Below are 17,501 nucleotides of genomic sequence, written 5' to 3' on the forward strand. Positions count from 1 at the left end.
GCCAGCTCGGGACTTTTCTTTGCGTCTCACCCAAAATAGGTCGCGACGCTCTCCCTAAATCAGCGCGGGACGTAACAATATCGACCAGCAACCAGACCCCGCCTGTATATTCGGGGGCGACCGCCAACGTCTCAAGCGGAGTCGGTGCCGGGATCTCCATGTCTTCCCCCTCGAAATAGAGTTCGACCGCCTCTTGGATCGCCCCTGGTAAAGCGTCCCAGGCATCTGCGGCGGAAAAGCACCCGGGGAAGTCCGGCAACGTCACGCTGTGCGCGTGCGCCTCGTCTCCCAAATGGACATACGCCGGATACAGCATCATTACCTCCAGTTCCAGCCAGCTTGCCGGTAGATGTTGCGCAGGGTGCCCACGGCCAGATCCTTGCGCGGATGCGGGACCACCACATGGCCAGGACGCTCGGGATGCTTGAATTTCTCGTGATCACCTTTACCGCCCACGCGGACCCAGCCTTGGGCCTTCAGCCGTCGAATTACTTCCGCGCTGTTCATGGTGTGTAGTCTTACAGGCTACCCCAAGGCGCGCCAGAAGAAGGATAGGTGACAAGAAGCAAGGGGCTGACATGTTTTGACCTGCAACAAGCTGTTTCGAAAGGGACTTCGGAACAGCTCTTGCCAAAAAATCAGACTTCATGTTTTGACTCGACAAAAGATCTGTAGCAGGTCAAAACATGTCGTTTAGACTCGAATGGCACCCTCAGGCCGCTGGCAGCACCTGGCGCGAGGTCGCCTCCGTCACGGGGGCTGCCTCGGGTGCCAGACTCGTCCGCAGCGTCTCGTAGCCCTTCCCTCTCTGCGCCGCGCGGTCTCGAAATGCCTTCAAAATCTCATCGTCCAAAAACAGCGTGATGCGGGTCTTGCCCGGCGCGTTCGCTAGGCCCTCCGTGTCCCCTGGAAAAATCCTAGTCGTCTTGCATGATCTCGCCCTCCTGATAGATGCGCCGTTCACGCGGCTCAGCCAACCGCGCGGAGAGACGGAACTGCCTTGAGAGACTGCACCGCCGACCGCGCGCCTTCAATCTCGCCGAGCGGATCATCGCTGTGGTGCCTGACGAGGATTTCCTCGACTGCAATCGCGAGTTCCTGATCGAGACCCTCCGTCATTGCGGCGACTGACTTTTGCTCGCGCTCCATTGCCCTCATGATCCCTGTTGGTTTTGGGTGCTTGTCGGCCATGCGACGATTGACAGTGCAGGGCCGGCAGCTTGCCGCTAACCTGAGCCAACCACACGCTATGGAGATTTATCATGTCCAACGAGGGCTACCACGAGCCAATCGATGAGCTGTCCGACGAAACCCGCGATATGCACCGCGCCATCGTTTCACTGATGGAAGAGCTTGAGGCCGTCGACTGGTACAACCAGCGGGTCGATGCCTGCAAGGATGATGCGCTCAAGGCCATCCTCGCCCACAACCGGGACGAGGAGAAGGAGCACGCCGCTATGGTGCTGGAATGGATTCGTCGCAAGGATCCAAGCTTCGACAAGGAGCTGAAAGATTATCTCTTCACGGACAAGGAGATCGCGCACCACTAGGCATCGCTGATCCAAGCCGGCGTCTTCACGCCGGCTGCCCCCTAGCGTCAAGCCCTTGCCTGGTTTCGCGATCTTCTCGGAACGGGTGTGGGGTGGTGTTCTGATCCTCATTATCGCGGCCAGCGTTTTACCGCTGGCCGCGATGATTCATTGCATGCCCTTCTCGCGAAGGCGCCACTGGAAGTGGCTCAGCAGCCTTGAGCGGACCTTCTTTTCCTTGTGCTTCGCGGATGCCGCCAAGCGCTTCTCGGCGACCCCGATCAGGGTTTCCTGGGCGCCTCGGGCGTTTTCATCGTCCGGGGTGCGCTGGGTATAGATGCCGTTCGCGTCCAGATCCCAGGCGGAGCGGGTGTCGGCGAACTGCACATCCAGAATGAGCCGAAGTTCCTGGCGTAGCTCGGGATTCTCGACCGGTGCGTGGACCTCGACCCGGCTGTTGAGGTTGCGGCCCATCATGTCCGCGGAGCCGATGTAGTACTCCTCCTCGCCGCCGTTGTGGAAATAGATGATCCGCGCGTGCTCCAGGAAACGCCCCACGATGCTGACCACACGGGCCTTCTCGCTGGTGCCCGGCAGCCCGGGGCGGAAGCGGCAGGTGTCGCGGATGATGAGGTCGACCTGAACACCGGCGCGGCTGGCCTTGTAGAGGGCGCGAGTGATGTCGGCGTCCTCCAGGGCGTTCATCTTCATCTGGATGAGTCCGTTGCCGGCGCGGTTCTGATGATCGATCTCGCGGTTGATCTTGTCGATGAGGCTGCGTTTGAGGTTGTAGGGCGCAGCCAAGATCTTGCGGTAGCTCGGCGGCGGCGAGTAGCCGGTCAGGTAGTTGAAGAGTTCGGTCAGATCCTGACCAATGTCCTCGTCACAGCCGAGCATGCCCAAGTCCGTGTAGAGCTTGGCGGTGCCCGCGTGATAGTTGCCGGTGCCGATATGGTAATAGCGGCGCAGCTGCGAATAGTCGCGGCGAACCACGAAGATCAGCTTGCTGTGCGTCTTGAGCCCCATGACGCCGTAGTTCACGTGGATGCCCTCGGCCTCCAATCGGCGCGCCCACTGGATGTTGGCCGCCTCGTCGAAACGCGCCTTGAGTTCGACCAGCACCGCGACCTGCTTGCCGTTGCGCGCCGCCTTGATCAGCGAGTCGAGGATGGCGCCGGCCGAGGTGCGGTAGAGCGTCATCTTGATCGCGAGGACCTTGGGGTCGTCGGCCGCGGTGCGCAGGAAGCGCTCGACCGAGGTGCTGAAGGGCTGATAGGGGTGCTGCAGCAGGATGGGGCCGTTCTCGCGGATGATGTGGAAGATGTTGCGGCGATCATTCGCCAGCAGTGGGTGGTCCACCGGGCGGTGCGGTTTGTCGTGCAGCTCGGGGATGTCGATGGAGGCGATCTCGAAGAGGTCGCGCAGCGCGAACATGCCCTCGACCTCGATGACGTCCTCTTCTTCGTTCAGTCCCAGCTCGGCGGCGAGCATGCCGCGGTGCGTCGGCTCCATGCCGGGTTGGACTTCCAGTCGCACGATGGGCGCGAAGTGGCGCTCGCGCAGCTCGCTCTCGATCATCTCAAGGAGGTCGTTCGCGACCTCCACGTCCGGCTCCACGATGGCGTTGCGGGTGACGCGGAAGAGACCGCAGGAGACGAACTCCATCCCGGGGAAGAGCATATCCAGGTTGTTGACGATGAGGTCTTCCAGGGTGACGTAGGTGTGGGTGCCGTCGACCGAGATGAGCCGCTTTGAGACGTCCTTGCTCACTGGAACCTTGACCCGCGCCATATAGACCTCGTTGCCGCCCGGGTAGCGCAGGGTGACGAGCAGGTTGAGCGCCAGGTTCGAGATGAAGGGGAAGGGGTGCGCCGGGTCCATGGCGAGCGGTGTCAGCATGGGGAAGATGTTGGCGCGGAAGTGTTCGCGCAGGCGCACGCGCATGTCCTCGTCCAGGTCCTTGTAGAGGACGAGGCGGATGTCGTGATCCGCCAACTCCTCCATCAGGGCGACATAGATGCGTCGTTGTTCGCTCTGCAGTTCGCGCACAGCGCTCTGACATTCCTTGAGCTGCTGGGTGGGCGTGCGCCCGTCGAGGCTCTGGGTGTGGACGCTCGCGGCGATCTGCTGCTTGAGACCGCCGATGCGCTTCATGAAGAACTCGTCGAGATTGTTGCTGACGATGGCGAGGAACTTGACCCGCTCCAGGAGCGGGTTGCGCGGATCATTTGCCTCGTGGAGCACTCGCTGATTGAACGCCAGCCACGTCAGTTCGCGATTCAGATAGAGGCTGGGGTCGTCGAGGCTGATTTCTTCCGGGACCGCCGCTGGGATGGCTGTTGCGGTGTCGTTCTCGACCTCGATCGATTCTTGCATTGCGCTTGTGCTCATGGCGGGTCTCCGGGCTCCTCGAGACGGGTGGCTGGCTACCTCTAGATTCTAACAACCGTTTGCTGTCTCCGATGGTGGTTTTGGGGCGACGGCCTCCATTGGGGCGACTACCGCGGTGCGGGGTAGAATGGCCGCCATGATTCAGAGCGATCCAGATGACCTTTTCGACCGGCCTGAAGTGTCGGTGCGACCGTTCGAGTTCGATGCCGATGTCGCCCGTGTCTTTCCCGACATGGTGCGCCGCTCGGTGCCCGGCTATGCCGAGCTGGTGGGGCTCTCGGGGCTGATCGCGCGCCGCGTGGCGCGGTCCGGGACGCGCTGCTACGACCTTGGGTGCTCGCTGGGGGCCGTGACGCGCTCCATCCTGCGGCAAACCGGCCCGGATGTCGTCATCGTCGCCGTGGACAATGCGCCGGCTATGGTGGATGGACTGCGCGTGCGGCTCCAAGATGTGCCAGGCGCGGATCGCGTGGAGGCGGTCTGCGCGGATATTCAGGCGGTTGCCATCGAGCAGGCGTCCGTCGTGGTTCTGAATCTCACGCTGCAGTTCGTTCCGGTGACCGAGCGGTTGGCGCTCTTGGCGCGGATTCGCGGTGGCCTGGTGCCAGGCGGTGTCCTGGTCCTGGCCGAGAAGATGGCGGTCCCGGACGATCGCGGCGGCGCCTTGCTCACGGCCCTGCACGAGGATTTCAAGCGCGCCAACGGCTACAGTGAACTCGCCATCAGCCGTAAGCGCTCGGCCTTGGAGCAGGTCCTGGTCCCGGAACGCATCGAGACGCACGAGCAGCGGATCGAGGATGCCGGGTTCGCGGGCCATTGTCGCTGGTTTCAGAGTCTCAATTTCGTCGCCTGGGTGGCATGGACCTAAGGATCTTTCAGCCTTTCCTCGAGCAGCTCTCGCGCACCCCTCTGGCGCCCTGGCGAGCCGACCTGGCCAAGGCAGTCGAGCGCCGCCTCGGACCGGGCGCGCACGGTGATCTCCCGCGCTGGGAGGCCGCCGTCGCGGCGCTGCCCGAACTGCCGGGGGGCAGTGTCACCCTCGATCAGCCCTGCGTCGGCCTTTGTTCCGCAGCCTCCGTGGACGCAGCGACCGAGTCCCGCCTGCGGGATGCCCTGATGGGGCTGCACCCTTGGCGGAAAGGCCCCTTCTGCCTGCATGGGGTGCGCATCGACACCGAATGGCGCTCCGACCTCAAGTGGGACCGGCTGGCCGGCGCGATCTCGCCCCTGGATGGACGTTTGGTGCTGGACGTCGGCTGCGGGAATGGCTATCACGCCTGGCGCATGCTGGGCGCTGGCGCGGAGCTTATCCTCGGCGTCGACCCAACCCTGGTCTTCGTGGTCCAGTTCCAAGCCATCAACGCTTACCTGGGGCAGGATCGACTGAGCGTGCTGCCGCTCGGAATCGAGGACCTCCCCGGCGATCTGACGGGGCTGGATACCGTCTTTTCCATGGGGGTGCTCTACCATCGGCGCTCGCCCATGGACCATCTCGCGGAGCTGCAGCGCCTGTTGCGTCCTGGCGGTGAGCTGGTGTTGGAGACGCTTGTTCTGGAGGACTCAGGACAGCAGCTCTTGGTCCCGCCCGGGCGTTATGCCAGCATGCGCAATGTTTGGTTCATCCCGACCGTGGATGCCCTCGCGGTCTGGCTGAGGCGCTGTGGCTTCAAGGGTGTCGAGGTCGTCGACGTCACGCGTACCAGTGTCCAGGAGCAGCGCGCGACCGACTGGATGCGCTTTCAGTCGCTTGCGGATCATCTGGATCCGCAAGACCCGAGTCGGACCCTGGAGGGGCATCCCGCGCCGACGCGCGCGATTCTAATCGCCACGAAACCTTGAGGTGCCGTTATGAAGACAGTCGCCGAGGCATTTAAACGCAAGGAGAAGGTTGAAGAGGACCTCTACTTCGCGAAGCGTGATCGTGAACTGCTGAAGGCTTCGAACAGCCAGCAGGTCAGGCCATGGGCCGGGGAGCCCATCGTGATTGTCTCAGGGGGGCAGACGGGGGTGGATCGGGCTGCGCTGGAGGCGGCGATGGCCTTGGGGCTTCCGGTTGGCGGCTGGTGTCCCAAGGGGCGTCGGGCCGAAGATGGGGCCATTGATGCGCGTTATCCGCTGCGCGAGACCCCGAGTCTGGACTATGCCCAGCGGACCGCTTGGAATGTCCGCGATGCCGACGCCACGCTCATTCTCTACCGTGAAGCGCTCAGCGGCGGCACCCTGCTGACCGCGCAGCTTGCGCGCCGAGCCGGGCGGCCCCTGCTGACCCGTGATCTCAGCGCGGGCTTCGATGAAGTCTCCGCAGCGAGATGGCTTACAACCAACCATATCGATGTGCTCAACTGCGCCGGCCCTCGCGAGTCGGGCGTTCCAGGCATTCAGGCCGAGGCCCTTGCTTGCCTCGGTCGACTCTTCAGCGCTTGGCGGGAGTGTCTTGCGGTCGTCGACTAGAATCCTTGAGGGCGCAAAATGCTTGCAGATGCGTCAAATTTTGATGAAGCGTCCGACCATCCAAGGCCGTCGGTATCGGTATCGGTATCGGTATCGGTATCGGGATCGAACCGACGATAGCGATCCCGCTAGCGATCCCGATGGCATGACTCGTCGGTCTGAGGCGAAGCCTCGCTAGAGTTTAAGACCCACCGCCAGTCCCGCAAAGAAGGAGGCCGCGCTCGTCAGGTTGTCTCCGACATAGCCGAAGAAGCTGCCAGCCGCGGCGCCCAGCCAAGTGGCTAAGCCGTCGTAGTGGATCTCCATCCCGCTCCAGTTGACGTCGATGACACCGGCGAGCTGCAGCCCAAAGAGCGAGAGCAGGAGCAAGCCGACGACGAAGAGCGCGATCTTAAAGGCGACCTTGAGCGCGAATCCCATGGCCAGTCCGACCATGAAGGAGAAGCCGAGCTTCAGGAAGAAGTATTGGCTGAAGAGCGCGCCGCCATCCGTTGATGCGCCAGCGCCCGGCATTGGCTGGGCGGAGACGCTCAGCGGGCCAAGGGTCATGAGTGCCGCGGAAGTGCAGCCGCGTCCTGGCCTGAAACGCGATCTTGTCCAAGCGGAAAGCCAGCAATCAAGCATGTGCGAAGGTCCCTCAATGAAATTTACGCGCAGGTTGCCAGGAATGGACGCTGCTGTCATGGGTGCAATGCCTTTTCAATCTCCAGTGGCGCTAAGTTCTGGTCCTAATCTTGCTCTGGACGCTTGCGTGCGTGTCGGGAGTCCGCGGTGCCGGATCTCGAATGGACGGGGTCGCGTAAGCCGGACGCCCGCTAAATCATTGCGTGGCTTATGGTCTTTGCTGCTGGCGCGCACCGAAAGAAGATGTCGTCGATGCCGAGTTGGCTGTGTCGCAAAGATGAGTTTGTTGCTAACACGACAATCGGGCCTGTCCGCACCCAAGCCAGCGGCTCCAACCCTTGGCGGCACTGAGGACGACGACGGCCATGATGACGATTTCGATACTTTGGAGATTCATTTGCGATGTTGCTCGACAACTACGAGAAAGAAGAACGCTTCTGGCTGAAGTCGGTGCTCGGCGCCACAAGCACGGATGGGCAGTATGCATTCCGGGGTGAGTTCGTCGTTTTGGAAGGCGAGCTGAAGGCGAGCGCGGGAAAGCGCGCACCGCCCAAGGCGATGATCAAGCAGGCCGTCATCCTGACTGAAGCGGACAAGTTGCGCATGGTCGCCGGCAACTTCGAGAGTGTCGATGAGCTTCCGGAGTTCGTGGCGCGCTTCAAGGATGATCTGGCGGAGAATTGCGTGCTGATCTTCTACATCGACAACCTGGCCGAGAGCTGTCAGGTGGAGATCGAGGGCAGCAACTATGTGCTCATCGAGTTCCGCGAAGGCATGGTTTGGAACGAGCTGATCGACGCCTTCTACGTCGAAAAGGCGGACCTGAAGGGGATGTCGGGCGAGGACAAAGTCGCTGTCCTTTGCGAAGCGAGTAAGGACTACAAACCTAGCTTCCCGACCAAGACCCTGGACGAGGTGCTGGCCTCCAAGACGGACGCCAAGCGCGAGGTTTGGGGGGCAGTCTGACCGAGGCGGCTAAAGGCATAGACGAGGTTCCGTCCTGGCGCTCTCGCGCCAGGACGGAGCCTCGAGGTCGCCCGGGACTTTGAGATCAGCGCGCTACCGCGCGGCGTCCCTCGTTGTCCCAGATGGCGTCGAGGGCAGCATGCCCTTTGTTACTTAGCGGGCCGGGGCTGCCTGGGGCTGAGCTGCCACAGGGGGCTGTGCAGGCATGCCGCCATAAGGTGCGCCGTAGGGTGCGCCGTAGCCATAGGGTGCGCCATAACCATAGGGTGCACCATAGCCATAAGGCGCGCCGTAACCGTAGGGGGCGCCATAGCCATACCCATTACCATAGCCGTACCCATTACCGCGGCCATAGCCACGCCCGTAGCCGCGTCCGCTGCCGCCGCCGCTCATGTTCATGTTGAAGTCGCCGTAGCCGTCGCCGTTACCGAACATGTCGCCCATGTTGTCCCACATTCCATTGCCGCCGCCCGGGCCACCCCACCAAGCACTCGCGGTGAAGGATGCTCCGGCGAGCATGGCGGTTGCAGCAAGACCAGCGAGCGTTTTGAGTGTTGTCATCGTTATGTCCTTCTCTGTGTGAGACGTAATAAATGGCGTTGGCCACTTTGGCCTAGGCGCCAGGGTGCGTGCCAGGGGTCGCGACGGTCGACGTGCGAATAGGATCATTGGGAGCGGGACGCTACTCCGATAGGAATCGGCAAAGCCTTTGCGTCGGTGCAGCTCGCCGGATGGGAAGGCCGCGCGGTGCGAGCCTCTGATCCGGACGGCTGCCTGGAGGGCGTCCGATTTGCGTCTCTTAAGGAATGTGAGTTCCGGGGCGAGACACCAAGACCGTTCGGATCCCGTATGGCACGCGCAGTATATGGGGCTGTCTCTACAGAACGCAAATCCTTGTCATTTCGCTCGATGCGTCCGCACCTGATGTCTGTCTCAGGCGCCTTTCTTGGCGGGCGTGCTTGGGGCGTGACCGTCGATGGACAGCCGACGCCCCGCAAGCCAAACCAGGCCGATCACCGGGATGCCGATGAGGCAGGTGAAGACGAAGAAGCCTGGGTAGCCGATGCCGTTGACGATGGAGCCCGAGTAGCCGCCGAGGAGCTTTGGCAGCAGGGTCATGAGTGAGCTGAAGATGGCGTATTGCACCGCCGTGAATGAGACGCTCGTGAGACTCGAAAGAAAGGCGACGAAGGCGGCACTCGCCAGTCCCGCGACCAGATTGTCAGCGCCCACGGCGATGTAGAGCAGGGCCAGGTTTGGACCCGCGAGCGCGAGGGCGACGAAGACCAACTGCGCGGCCGACGACAAGGCGGCTCCCAGCAGCAGGATGCGCATGACGCCGTAGCGGCTGGCGAGCAGCCCGCCCAGCAGCCCTCCGGCGATGCTGACGAAGACCCCGAAGGTTTTCACCGCGGTGGCGATCTGTGGCTTGGTGAATCCCAGGTCCTGATAGAAGACGTTAGAGATCACGCCCAGGACGATGTCCGAGATCCGGTAGAGCCCGATGAGTGCCAGGATGAGCAGTGCCGTCTTTAGACCATAGCGGCTGAAGAAATCGAGCACCGGCTCGATCCAGGTCTCGTGCGCCGTACTGCGATTGATGGCGCCGAGCTGGATCATGGACCAACCGGCGAGCACGGCCGCGCCGATGGCCAGGGCTAGATGCAGGATCTCAAAGACGAAGTTGGTGAGGTTTGCGTTGCCGGCGATGGCCTTGAGCTGAGTGAAGAGATTGTCGCTGAGGAAGAAGCCGGCGACGAAGGTGCTGGCCACGACGATAAAGGTCCCGGTCAAGCGCAGGTATTCCGACGTCGGATAGGTGTGGGAGCGGGTCGCATGCGTCTCTGGCTCGCGCACCAAGAGGGTGGTGAAGACGCCGATCAGCATGACTGCGGCCATGATGTGGTAGGTCGACTGCCAGGCAGCATAGCTGTAGCTGCCGGCCTCGGAGCCGAAGGAGGCGGCCAGAACGAGCGCGCCTGCGCCGGAGGCGACCATGCCGACCCGGTAGCCGGCGATGTAGGTCGAGGACATGAGGGCCTGCAAGCGCGGCGGCGCCGACTCGATCCTGAAGGCGTCGATGACGATATCCTGGGTCGCCGCTGAGAACCCGAGCATGCCGGCCGCCACGGCCATGCGGACCAAGCTGTCGGGGTCGGCGGCCGGATCCACGGCGGACATGAGCAGGACCGAGCCGATGATGCCGAGCTGTGCCGTGAGCATCCAGGCCCGGCGCCGCCCTAGCCACTGAGTGAGAAAGGGCAGTGGGAGCTTATCGATCAGTGGGGCCCAGACGAATTTGAAGGAGTAGGCCAAGGCCGCCCAGCTGAAGAAGGTCACCTCGTTGCGCTCGACGCCGGCCTCGCGCAGCCATAGGGAGAGTGACGAGAAGATTAGCAGCAGCGGGATCCCGGCGGAGAAGCCGAGAAAGAGCATGCTGATGACGCGGCGGTCGATGAGGTTCCGCGTGGTGCTCCGCCAACCGTCGTCGGCCTTGGTCATTTGAGTCATTGCTCGATGGGCTGTTGGGTCGCGATGGCCGTGGAGACGCCTCGGCACGGCGACGTGCTGGCCGGCGCATCAAACGGGGCCAAGCCACGGCTTGAGTCGGGGAAGGGCGCGAGCATACAGGGCGGGGTGGGGCAGCTCAAGCAGACATCCAGGTTGTCTCAACACCTATCGGTTTCCCGAAATCAACCGGAACAGCCGCTCCAAGCCTACGTAGCCAGGCCATCCTGGCCTGGTTTGCCAGGGCTGGAAGCCCTGGCTACATAAAACCGATAGGTGTTGAGCACAGCGACAATGCCGGTTGCAATCGAATGCGATTCATCCGCATCAGTGGATCCTCAGCAAACAGTGGTCCAATGTGGGCCATTTGTCGGCGAAAAACTGACTTGGCTGAAGAAACTTGCTAATCAGGAGCCGGGAAGCAATGGATGCACATCTGACTCAGCTGGATGACCGATGCGTACCGAACGATGGCAATACTCCAAAGATGAGCGCAATGATCTCCACGTCCTCCGCCAAGACCTCACCAAAATGGGTTGCCTTCGTGGTCGGGTGTTTGTTTTTCCTGGTGGTTGCCGTCTTCACGGCCCTGCTGGAGGACGTTTTCAGGCAAGGGAAGGTAGAGACCGCGCGGCAGCTGTCCGAGCGGATGGCGCGACAGATCGACCAGGATCTGGCGCGCAATCTGTCCGCGACCTACGCCCTGGCGGCGCTGGTTCGAGAAGGCAAGGGGACGATCCGGGACTTCGATGCGCTCGCCGCCGAATTCATCAAGATCAATCCAGGGGTCTCCGCCCTGCAGCTCGCGCCCGGTGGGGTGATTCGTCAGTGCGTGCCGCTGTCCGGCAATGAGGAGGCGATTGGTCACGATCTGCTCACCGACGAGCCGCGCAATCGCGAGGCCCGGCTGGCCCTGGAGACCGAAACACTGACCCTGGCCGGGCCTGTTGCCCTGATCCAGGGCGGCGTGGGGGTCATCGGGCGCCTGCCGGTCTTCCTGGACGCACCGCAGCCGCATACCTTCTGGGGCTTCACCAACGCCCTGATCAACTTCCCCGAATTCCTCGAGGCCGTGCGTCTTGCCGACCTGGAGGCGGAGGGCTACGGCTACGCGCTGTGGCAGATCCACGCCGATGGTGAACGCCACGTCTTCGCGGCCTCCTCGCGGCCCTTGAGCGCGACTCCAGTGACAGCGGTCATCGACGTACCCAACGACCGCTGGACGCTCGGCATCGCACCCGCCACCGGCTGGTTCTCCGTGCCGCGCCTGATCGCGGAGGCCATCGTCATCCTGATCCTGTCGATCCTGGTGGGGTGGATCCTGCAACGCTATCTGGAGCAGCAGCGTCAAATCGAAAACAACGCCGGGCTGTTCCAGGCGGTGATGGACGCCTCCCCCATTCCCTTTGCCATCACGGAAAGGGACGCGGTTCGCCATTTGAATCCGGCCTTCGTGTCATTGCTTGGCTACACCTTGAGCGACATCCCGACGCAGGAGGATTGGTTTCCCAGGGCCTATCCGGATCCGGCCTATCGGGAGCAGGTGGCGCAGGAATGGCGGCGCCGGATCGAGCAGGCAGCGCGCGCGGGCGAGCCGTTCGAACCCATGGAGGTGCGTGTTCATGGCAAGGATGGCAGCGTCCGCACCATGCTCGCCTCCGCCCAGCCCTTGGGAGCCGCCTTTGACGATCGCGTGCTGATTTCCATGGCCGACATCACCCAGGTCCGCGCGACGGCCGAGCGACTGAGGGTCTTGTTGGACAGCGCTAGCGACGGCGTTCACATCCTCGACACGGATGGCAATGTCGTTGATTGCAGCCAGTCTTTCGCCCGCATGCTGGGCTATTCCTTCGATGAGGCACTGCGTCTCAATGTCGCCGACTGGGAGGCCCAGCTTCCCCGCGACCAGTTGGTCCCCGAGCTGCGTCGGCTGATCCGCGAGCCATCGACCTTCGAGACCCTGCATCGTCGCAAGGATGGCTCCACCTTTGCCGTCGAGGTCAATTCGACCCGCGTCGTTCTCGATGGGCAAAGCTATCTCTATGCCTCCTCGCGCGATGCCTCGGAGCGGCGTTTTTATGAGTCGGCACTCAAGAACAGCGAGGCCCGTTTTCGCAGCATCTTCGAACGCGCCAATGCGGGCATTGCCTTCGGTGATCCAGTGGGCAATCTCATTGTCTGCAATGCGAGCTTCAGGGCGCTGATGGGCTACAGCGAAGACGAATTGAAAGGGATGAATTTCGCCGATTTCACCGACCCCGAAGACATTGAGCAGGAACAGGTGTTCTTTAACGACATTGTCGCCGGTACGCGCAGCGACTACCGCATGGAAAAGCGTTATCGGGTGCGCGACGGCGGAATTGTATGGGTCGACCTGGCCGTGACGGCGTTTCGTGACGACCAGGGCGAGGTGATCAACTTCGTTGGCCTGGTGGTGGACATCACCGAGCGCAAGGCGGCCGAGAAGTCCTTGCGCGAGAGCGAGGAGAAATTCCAGAAAGCGATGTTATACGCCCCGATCGGCAACGCGCTGGTTGCACCGGATGGCCGCTTTCTGGAGGTGAATCCGGCCTTGTGCCAGATCGTCGGCTACTCGCGGGACGACCTCCTGGCGTGCGACTTCCAATCCATCACACACCCGGACGACCTCGACGCCGATCTCGATTATTTTCACCAGTTAATTGCGGGGGAGATCGAGAGTTACCAGATGGACAAGCGCTATGTCCACCGGGACGGGCACCTTGTCTGGGTACAGCTCAATGTCGCAGTGGTGCGTGATGAGGGGAAGGCGCCGCGTTACTTCATTGCTCAGATCCAGGACATTACCGAGCGCAAGCAAGCGGTAGCGACCATCCAGGCGAGCGAACAGCGCTACCGAGCCCTGATCGATGCCTCCGCGCAGATCGTCTGGAGTTGCGATCCTGACGGGCTTGTCGCCGAGGACTCGCCCAGTTGGCGGGCCTATACCGGTCAATCCTTCGCGCAATGGAGCGAGCACGGCTACGCCGACGCTATCCATCCCGACGATCGGCCCGCAGTCATGGCGCGGTGGCGCGACGCCTTGGTCAAGGGGGATGTTTGCACCAACGAATACCGCCTCCGGCATGTCTCGGGTGAATGGCGTTGGAACCTGGCGCGCGGCGTGCCGATCAAGGACGAAGCGGGAAGGGTGCTGTCCTGGGTGGGCATCAACTCGGACATCCACGACCGACGCATCGTGGAAGAAGAATTACGTGATAGCCAGGAACGCTATGACCTCGCCGTGCGCGGTAGCAACGATGGTCTCTGGGACTGGAACATCCAGACCAATGCGCTCTACCTGGCGCCCCGCTTCAAGGAACTCATGGGATATCAGGATGACGAGTTCGAAGCCACCGTGGCGTGGTGGCGGTGCCGAATTCATCCCGAGGATCAAGACGCCGTCTTGGCCGCCGTCGAGGCCCATCTGATCAACGAAGCGCCCTTCGAAGAGGAATATCGCCTGCGCCACAAATCGGGCGACTACTTCTGGATCAAGGCACGCGGTGCGGCGATCTTCGACCCCGCGGGCCAGCCCCTGCGCATGGCCGGCTCGATTCGCGATATCACGGCGCAGAAAGAGGCCGAGCTGCGGCTCCAGGAGGCCTTGCGTTTCAACGAGTCAGTCCTGCTCAAGTCGCCGCTGGCGATGGCGGTGTATCGCGCGGCGGGTCCATGCGTGGTCGCCAACGAGGCACTCGCGATCCTCGTGGGCGCGACGCGCGAGCAACTGCTGACGCAGAATTTTCACCAGATCGACTCATTCCACGAGACAGGGCTGTACGGCGATATCCTGGACGCGCTGGCGGACGGTCGCTTGAGAGAGCGGGAGATCCACGCTAAGTCAACATTTGGCAAGGATTTTTGGGTCACCTGCCAGATCATGCCGACGGTGCTGAACAATGAACCGCATCTCGTTCTGCAATTCTCGGACCTGACGGAATTATATGCACGCAATCTCGCACTCCGCTCGGCGATGGGTCGTTTGGAGCTGGCGGCCAAGGTGGCGGCGATCGGCGTCTGGGTGTGGGATCTGGTCGATGGCAGCCTGACCTGGGACCAACGGCAGTACGAGATCTATCAGGTGCCTGAGGACGTCCAGGCCAGGGGCATCGACTATGACTTCTGGCGTTCGCGCTGCCACCCGGAGGATTTGGCGCGTACCGAGGAGGCGCTGGCGGCCGCCGTGCGGGGGGAAAGCCCCTTCGACAGCCCATTTAGGATCCTGTTGCCGGATGGATCCATTCGTCATTTGCAGGCGGCTGCGATCGTCGAGGAGGACGCATCAGGCAATCCGCGTCGCCTCGTGGGCATCAATCGCGACCTGACCGACCAAAAGGCCACCGAAACCGCGCTACGCGAGAGTGAGGCCCGTCTGCGCGGTCTCTTCGAGAACGTCCCCATCGGCATGTTCCAGTCCACGACCGAGGGCCGCTTCGTCTACGTCAATCCCGCCATCGCCACCATGCTGGGCTATGCCTCGCCGGCGGAGATCATCCAGGCCGTCAATCGAACGTCCGTCGCCGAGGCGCTCTATGAGGATCCTAGCCGCAGCCCGGCGCTGGTCCAGCAGGTGGGAGAGGACGCTGACGCCATCAGCACCTTTGAAAACCGCTACCGATGCAAGGATGGCAGGATCATCGACGTCATCCTCTCCTTTGGCGAGCGTGCCGATCCGCTCAGCGGACAGCGCTTCTTGTTCGGCTTCGTGCAGGATATCACCGCCCGCAAACAGGGGGAGGCGGCGCTGCTGGCCGCTAAACAAGAAGCCGAAACCGCGGCGCGCATGGCGGAGGCTGCCAACCGCGCCAAGAGCGAATTCCTGGCAAACATGAGCCACGAGATCCGTACCCCGATGAATGCCGTGATGGGACTCGCGCAACTGCTGCTGGATACCGAACTCAGCGCCCGCCAGCGCGACTATCTGACGAAGCTGCACAATGCGGCGCGCTCCCTGCTTGGCGTCCTCAACGATATCCTCGACTATTCCAAGATCGAGGCCGGCAAGCTGGATCTGGAGGCGGTTGATATCGAGATGGCCGAGCTGCTGGAGGGCGCTGCGAATCTGTTCAGCCTAGCCGCGGAGGATAAGGGCCTAGAGCTGGTCTTCGAGGTGGACCCAGGGATCCCGTCGGTGCTGGTCGGCGACCCCCTGCGGCTGCGCCAGATCGTCAATAATCTGCTCGGCAACGCCGTCAAGTTCACCCACCAGGGGTACGTCCGGTTGTCGATGCGGCTGTGGGAGCGGCAGGGCGACGAGGTCACCCTCGAGGTCGAGGTCCAGGACACTGGCATCGGCATGACGCCCGAGCAGCTTCACCGCCTGTTCCGCGCCTTCGAGCAGGCCGATACCTCGACCACGCGCCGCTTTGGCGGCACCGGACTGGGGTTGGTCATTACCAAGCGTCTGGTCGAGGTGATGGGCGGCGAGATCTCGGTCGTGAGCGAAGCCGGGCGAGGCAGCACCTTTACCTTCACCCTGCACCTCAAGGTCTCGCCCACCCCCACCAAGCGCCACACCGCCGTCCACCTGCGTGGCATGCGCACCCTGATCGTGGATGACCAGGAGATCGCCCGAGACGTGCTGAAAAGCCTGATGGATGACTGGTCCTTCGCGGCCGACGTGGCCTGCTCGGGCGAGGAGGGCTTGGAGAGGGCATTGGAGGCGCTGCGCGAGGGACGGCCCTATGAGCTGATCCTGGTCGACTGGAGACTGCCTGGCATCGACGGGATCGCGCTCGCGCACCGGCTCCGGGAAGAGGAGGCCAAGCTGTCTACGGATACACGTCATGCGATCGTGATCATGGTGACCGCCCATGGGCGCCTGGAGGCTCAGCACGCGACCCAGCAAATCAAGGTCGATGCCATTCTGGACAAGCCGGTCATGCCCTCCCAGCTCTTCGACCTGGTCTCCGGTTTGCAGGATGGAGGACTCGACTCAGAGTCGGTCCAACAGTGGAGCGTCTTCCAGCAAGTGCGCGCCCGCACGCAGGCGATTCGGGGTGCCCGCATCCTGCTGGTCGAGGACAACCCGACCAACCAGTTGGTCGCCCGTGACCTGCTGGAGAAGATGGGGCTTGCGGTGACGGTGGCGAGCCAGGGTCGCGAGGCCGTCGAGCAGGCAGCCGCGCAGCGCTTCGATGCCATCCTGATGGACTTGCAGATGCCGGAGATGGACGGTATCGAGGCGACACGGCGGATTCGCGCCTTGCTGCAAGGCCGCGAGGTCCCCATCATTGCGATGACCGCCGCCGCCATGCTGGCCGACCGCGAGGCCAGTCAATCGGCCGGCATGAACGACTTCTTGTCCAAACCCATTGATGTCGCCGAATTGACCTCCGTCCTATTGCGCTGGATCCTGCCGCCGGGGGCCGAACAGGCGTCTGCCGCCGAGATGGTCCTGCCCGAGGGTGCGGGCACCCACTTCCAGGCGCCTGGTTTGGACCTGGACGAGGCGCTGCGGCGCATGGGGCGGGACTGGGCTCTGTTGCGACGCTCGCTGGACGGCTTTGCGCGGGACTTCGCCGACAGCGCAGCGGACTTGGATAGCCATATCGCCCAGGGGCGATGGGCGGAAGCCCGTCGTCTGATCCATACGCTCAAGGGGATCGCCAAGACCATCGGCGCGACCCCGCTGCACGAGGCGAGCGAGCAGTTGGAGGTCGAACTGGAGGCCGAGCATAGCGACTCGAGGGCGTTGCTCAAGACGGCGCTGGCGGACACCCTGAGCGCCATCGCGGCCCTGCCGCCGATCGCATGCGCCGCGCCGCTGTCGGATGACCGCGAACGGATCGCGGCGCTGTTGCACGAGATCCAGGTGCGGCTCAAAGGCTCCGGGTTCGTGTTGCCTGAATGGCTGGACGAGATCGAACAGGGATTGGCCGCACCACAGACCCAGGCGGCGTTTCGCAAACTTAGGGGCCGGATCGAGGCGTTCGACTACCCGTCCGCCGAGAAATCGCTTGCCACGCTGGCTGCACTCCTCGACATCCCGCTCGATGCGTGAAGCCCGAC

Annotated in this window: 13 protein-coding genes; 6 read left to right on the plus strand and 7 right to left on the minus strand. The window is 62.8% G+C overall.

Features of this window, described 5'->3' with window-relative positions; translation table 11 throughout:
• From G3480_RS07850 to G3480_RS07860, 3 genes are all read right to left on the minus strand, one after another.
• Positions 1-316, minus strand: a 316-nt coding sequence (locus G3480_RS07850; protein WP_206171568.1) for a type II toxin-antitoxin system HicB family antitoxin, incomplete at its 3' end; no start/stop codon positions are given.
• A gap of 2 nt (positions 317-318) precedes the next feature.
• Positions 319-507, minus strand: a complete 189-nt coding sequence (locus G3480_RS07855; protein WP_164653331.1) for a type II toxin-antitoxin system HicA family toxin — start codon at positions 505-507, stop codon at positions 319-321.
• A gap of 462 nt (positions 508-969) precedes the next feature.
• Positions 970-1,191 carry a hypothetical protein gene (locus G3480_RS07860; RefSeq protein ID WP_164653332.1) on the minus strand — a complete coding sequence of 74 codons (222 nt, stop codon included), beginning with the start codon at positions 1,189-1,191 and terminating at the stop codon, positions 970-972.
• A 71-nt stretch (positions 1,192-1,262) separates the two neighbouring features.
• On the opposite strand from G3480_RS07860, the gene G3480_RS07865 reads away from it, so the two are divergent.
• Positions 1,263-1,550 (plus strand): encapsulin-associated ferritin-like protein, encoded by a 288-nt coding sequence (locus G3480_RS07865; protein ID WP_164653333.1) that lies wholly within the window; start codon positions 1,263-1,265, stop codon positions 1,548-1,550.
• Positions 1,551-1,697: 147 nt separating this feature from the next.
• Here the strand turns inward: G3480_RS07865 and ppk1 are convergent, their stop codons facing one another.
• Entirely contained in the window at positions 1,698-3,920 is a 2,223-nt protein-coding gene (gene ppk1 / locus G3480_RS07870) for a polyphosphate kinase 1 (RefSeq protein ID WP_164653334.1), read from the minus strand.
• A 127-nt stretch (positions 3,921-4,047) separates the two neighbouring features.
• Here ppk1 and cmoA point away from each other — a divergent pair, with 127 nt between their 5' ends.
• The 3 genes from cmoA to G3480_RS07885 are packed head-to-tail and all read left to right on the plus strand — an operon-like array spanning position 4,048 to position 6,371.
• Positions 4,048-4,788 (plus strand): carboxy-S-adenosyl-L-methionine synthase CmoA, encoded by a 741-nt coding sequence (gene cmoA / locus G3480_RS07875; protein ID WP_240905667.1) that lies wholly within the window; start codon positions 4,048-4,050, stop codon positions 4,786-4,788.
• Positions 4,779-5,759: a tRNA 5-methoxyuridine(34)/uridine 5-oxyacetic acid(34) synthase CmoB gene (gene cmoB / locus G3480_RS07880; RefSeq protein WP_164653335.1), complete on the plus strand. Its 981-nt coding sequence runs from the start codon at positions 4,779-4,781 to the stop codon at positions 5,757-5,759. The genes cmoA and cmoB overlap by 10 nt, the downstream gene beginning before the upstream one ends.
• A gap of 9 nt (positions 5,760-5,768) precedes the next feature.
• Positions 5,769-6,371 carry a putative molybdenum carrier protein gene (locus tag G3480_RS07885; RefSeq protein WP_164653336.1) on the plus strand — a complete coding sequence of 201 codons (603 nt, stop codon included), beginning with the start codon at positions 5,769-5,771 and terminating at the stop codon, positions 6,369-6,371.
• 174 nt (positions 6,372-6,545) lie between these two features.
• Here G3480_RS07885 and G3480_RS07890 read toward each other — a convergent pair whose 3' ends face one another.
• The gene (locus G3480_RS07890; protein WP_240905668.1) at positions 6,546-6,920 is read right to left on the minus strand and encodes an FUN14 domain-containing protein; all 375 of its coding nucleotides are present in this window, start codon (positions 6,918-6,920) and stop codon (positions 6,546-6,548) included.
• A gap of 477 nt (positions 6,921-7,397) precedes the next feature.
• On the opposite strand from G3480_RS07890, the gene G3480_RS07895 reads away from it, so the two are divergent.
• The gene (locus G3480_RS07895; RefSeq protein WP_164653337.1) at positions 7,398-7,961 is read left to right on the plus strand and encodes a hypothetical protein; all 564 of its coding nucleotides are present in this window, start codon (positions 7,398-7,400) and stop codon (positions 7,959-7,961) included.
• A gap of 153 nt (positions 7,962-8,114) precedes the next feature.
• Here G3480_RS07895 and G3480_RS07900 read toward each other — a convergent pair whose 3' ends face one another.
• Together G3480_RS07900 and G3480_RS07905 are read right to left on the minus strand one after the other, a co-directional pair.
• Positions 8,115-8,522, minus strand: a complete 408-nt coding sequence (locus G3480_RS07900) for a sulfur globule family protein (RefSeq protein WP_164653338.1) — start codon at positions 8,520-8,522, stop codon at positions 8,115-8,117.
• Positions 8,523-8,894: 372 nt separating this feature from the next.
• Positions 8,895-10,463, minus strand: coding sequence for an AmpG family muropeptide MFS transporter (locus tag G3480_RS07905; RefSeq protein ID WP_240905671.1), 1,569 nt, complete (start codon positions 10,461-10,463; stop codon positions 8,895-8,897).
• A 502-nt stretch (positions 10,464-10,965) separates the two neighbouring features.
• Between G3480_RS07905 and G3480_RS07910 the strand changes: the two genes are divergently transcribed.
• A complete protein-coding gene (locus G3480_RS07910; RefSeq protein WP_164653340.1) occupies positions 10,966-17,493 on the plus strand; it encodes a PAS domain S-box protein in 6,528 nt (2,175 codons plus the stop codon).
• Positions 17,494-17,501 lie beyond the last annotated feature (8 nt).

Origin of the sequence: Thiorhodococcus mannitoliphagus, from assembly GCF_010915725.1 — a bacterium.
Classification (GTDB): Bacteria; Pseudomonadota; Gammaproteobacteria; order Chromatiales; family Chromatiaceae; genus Thiorhodococcus; species Thiorhodococcus mannitoliphagus.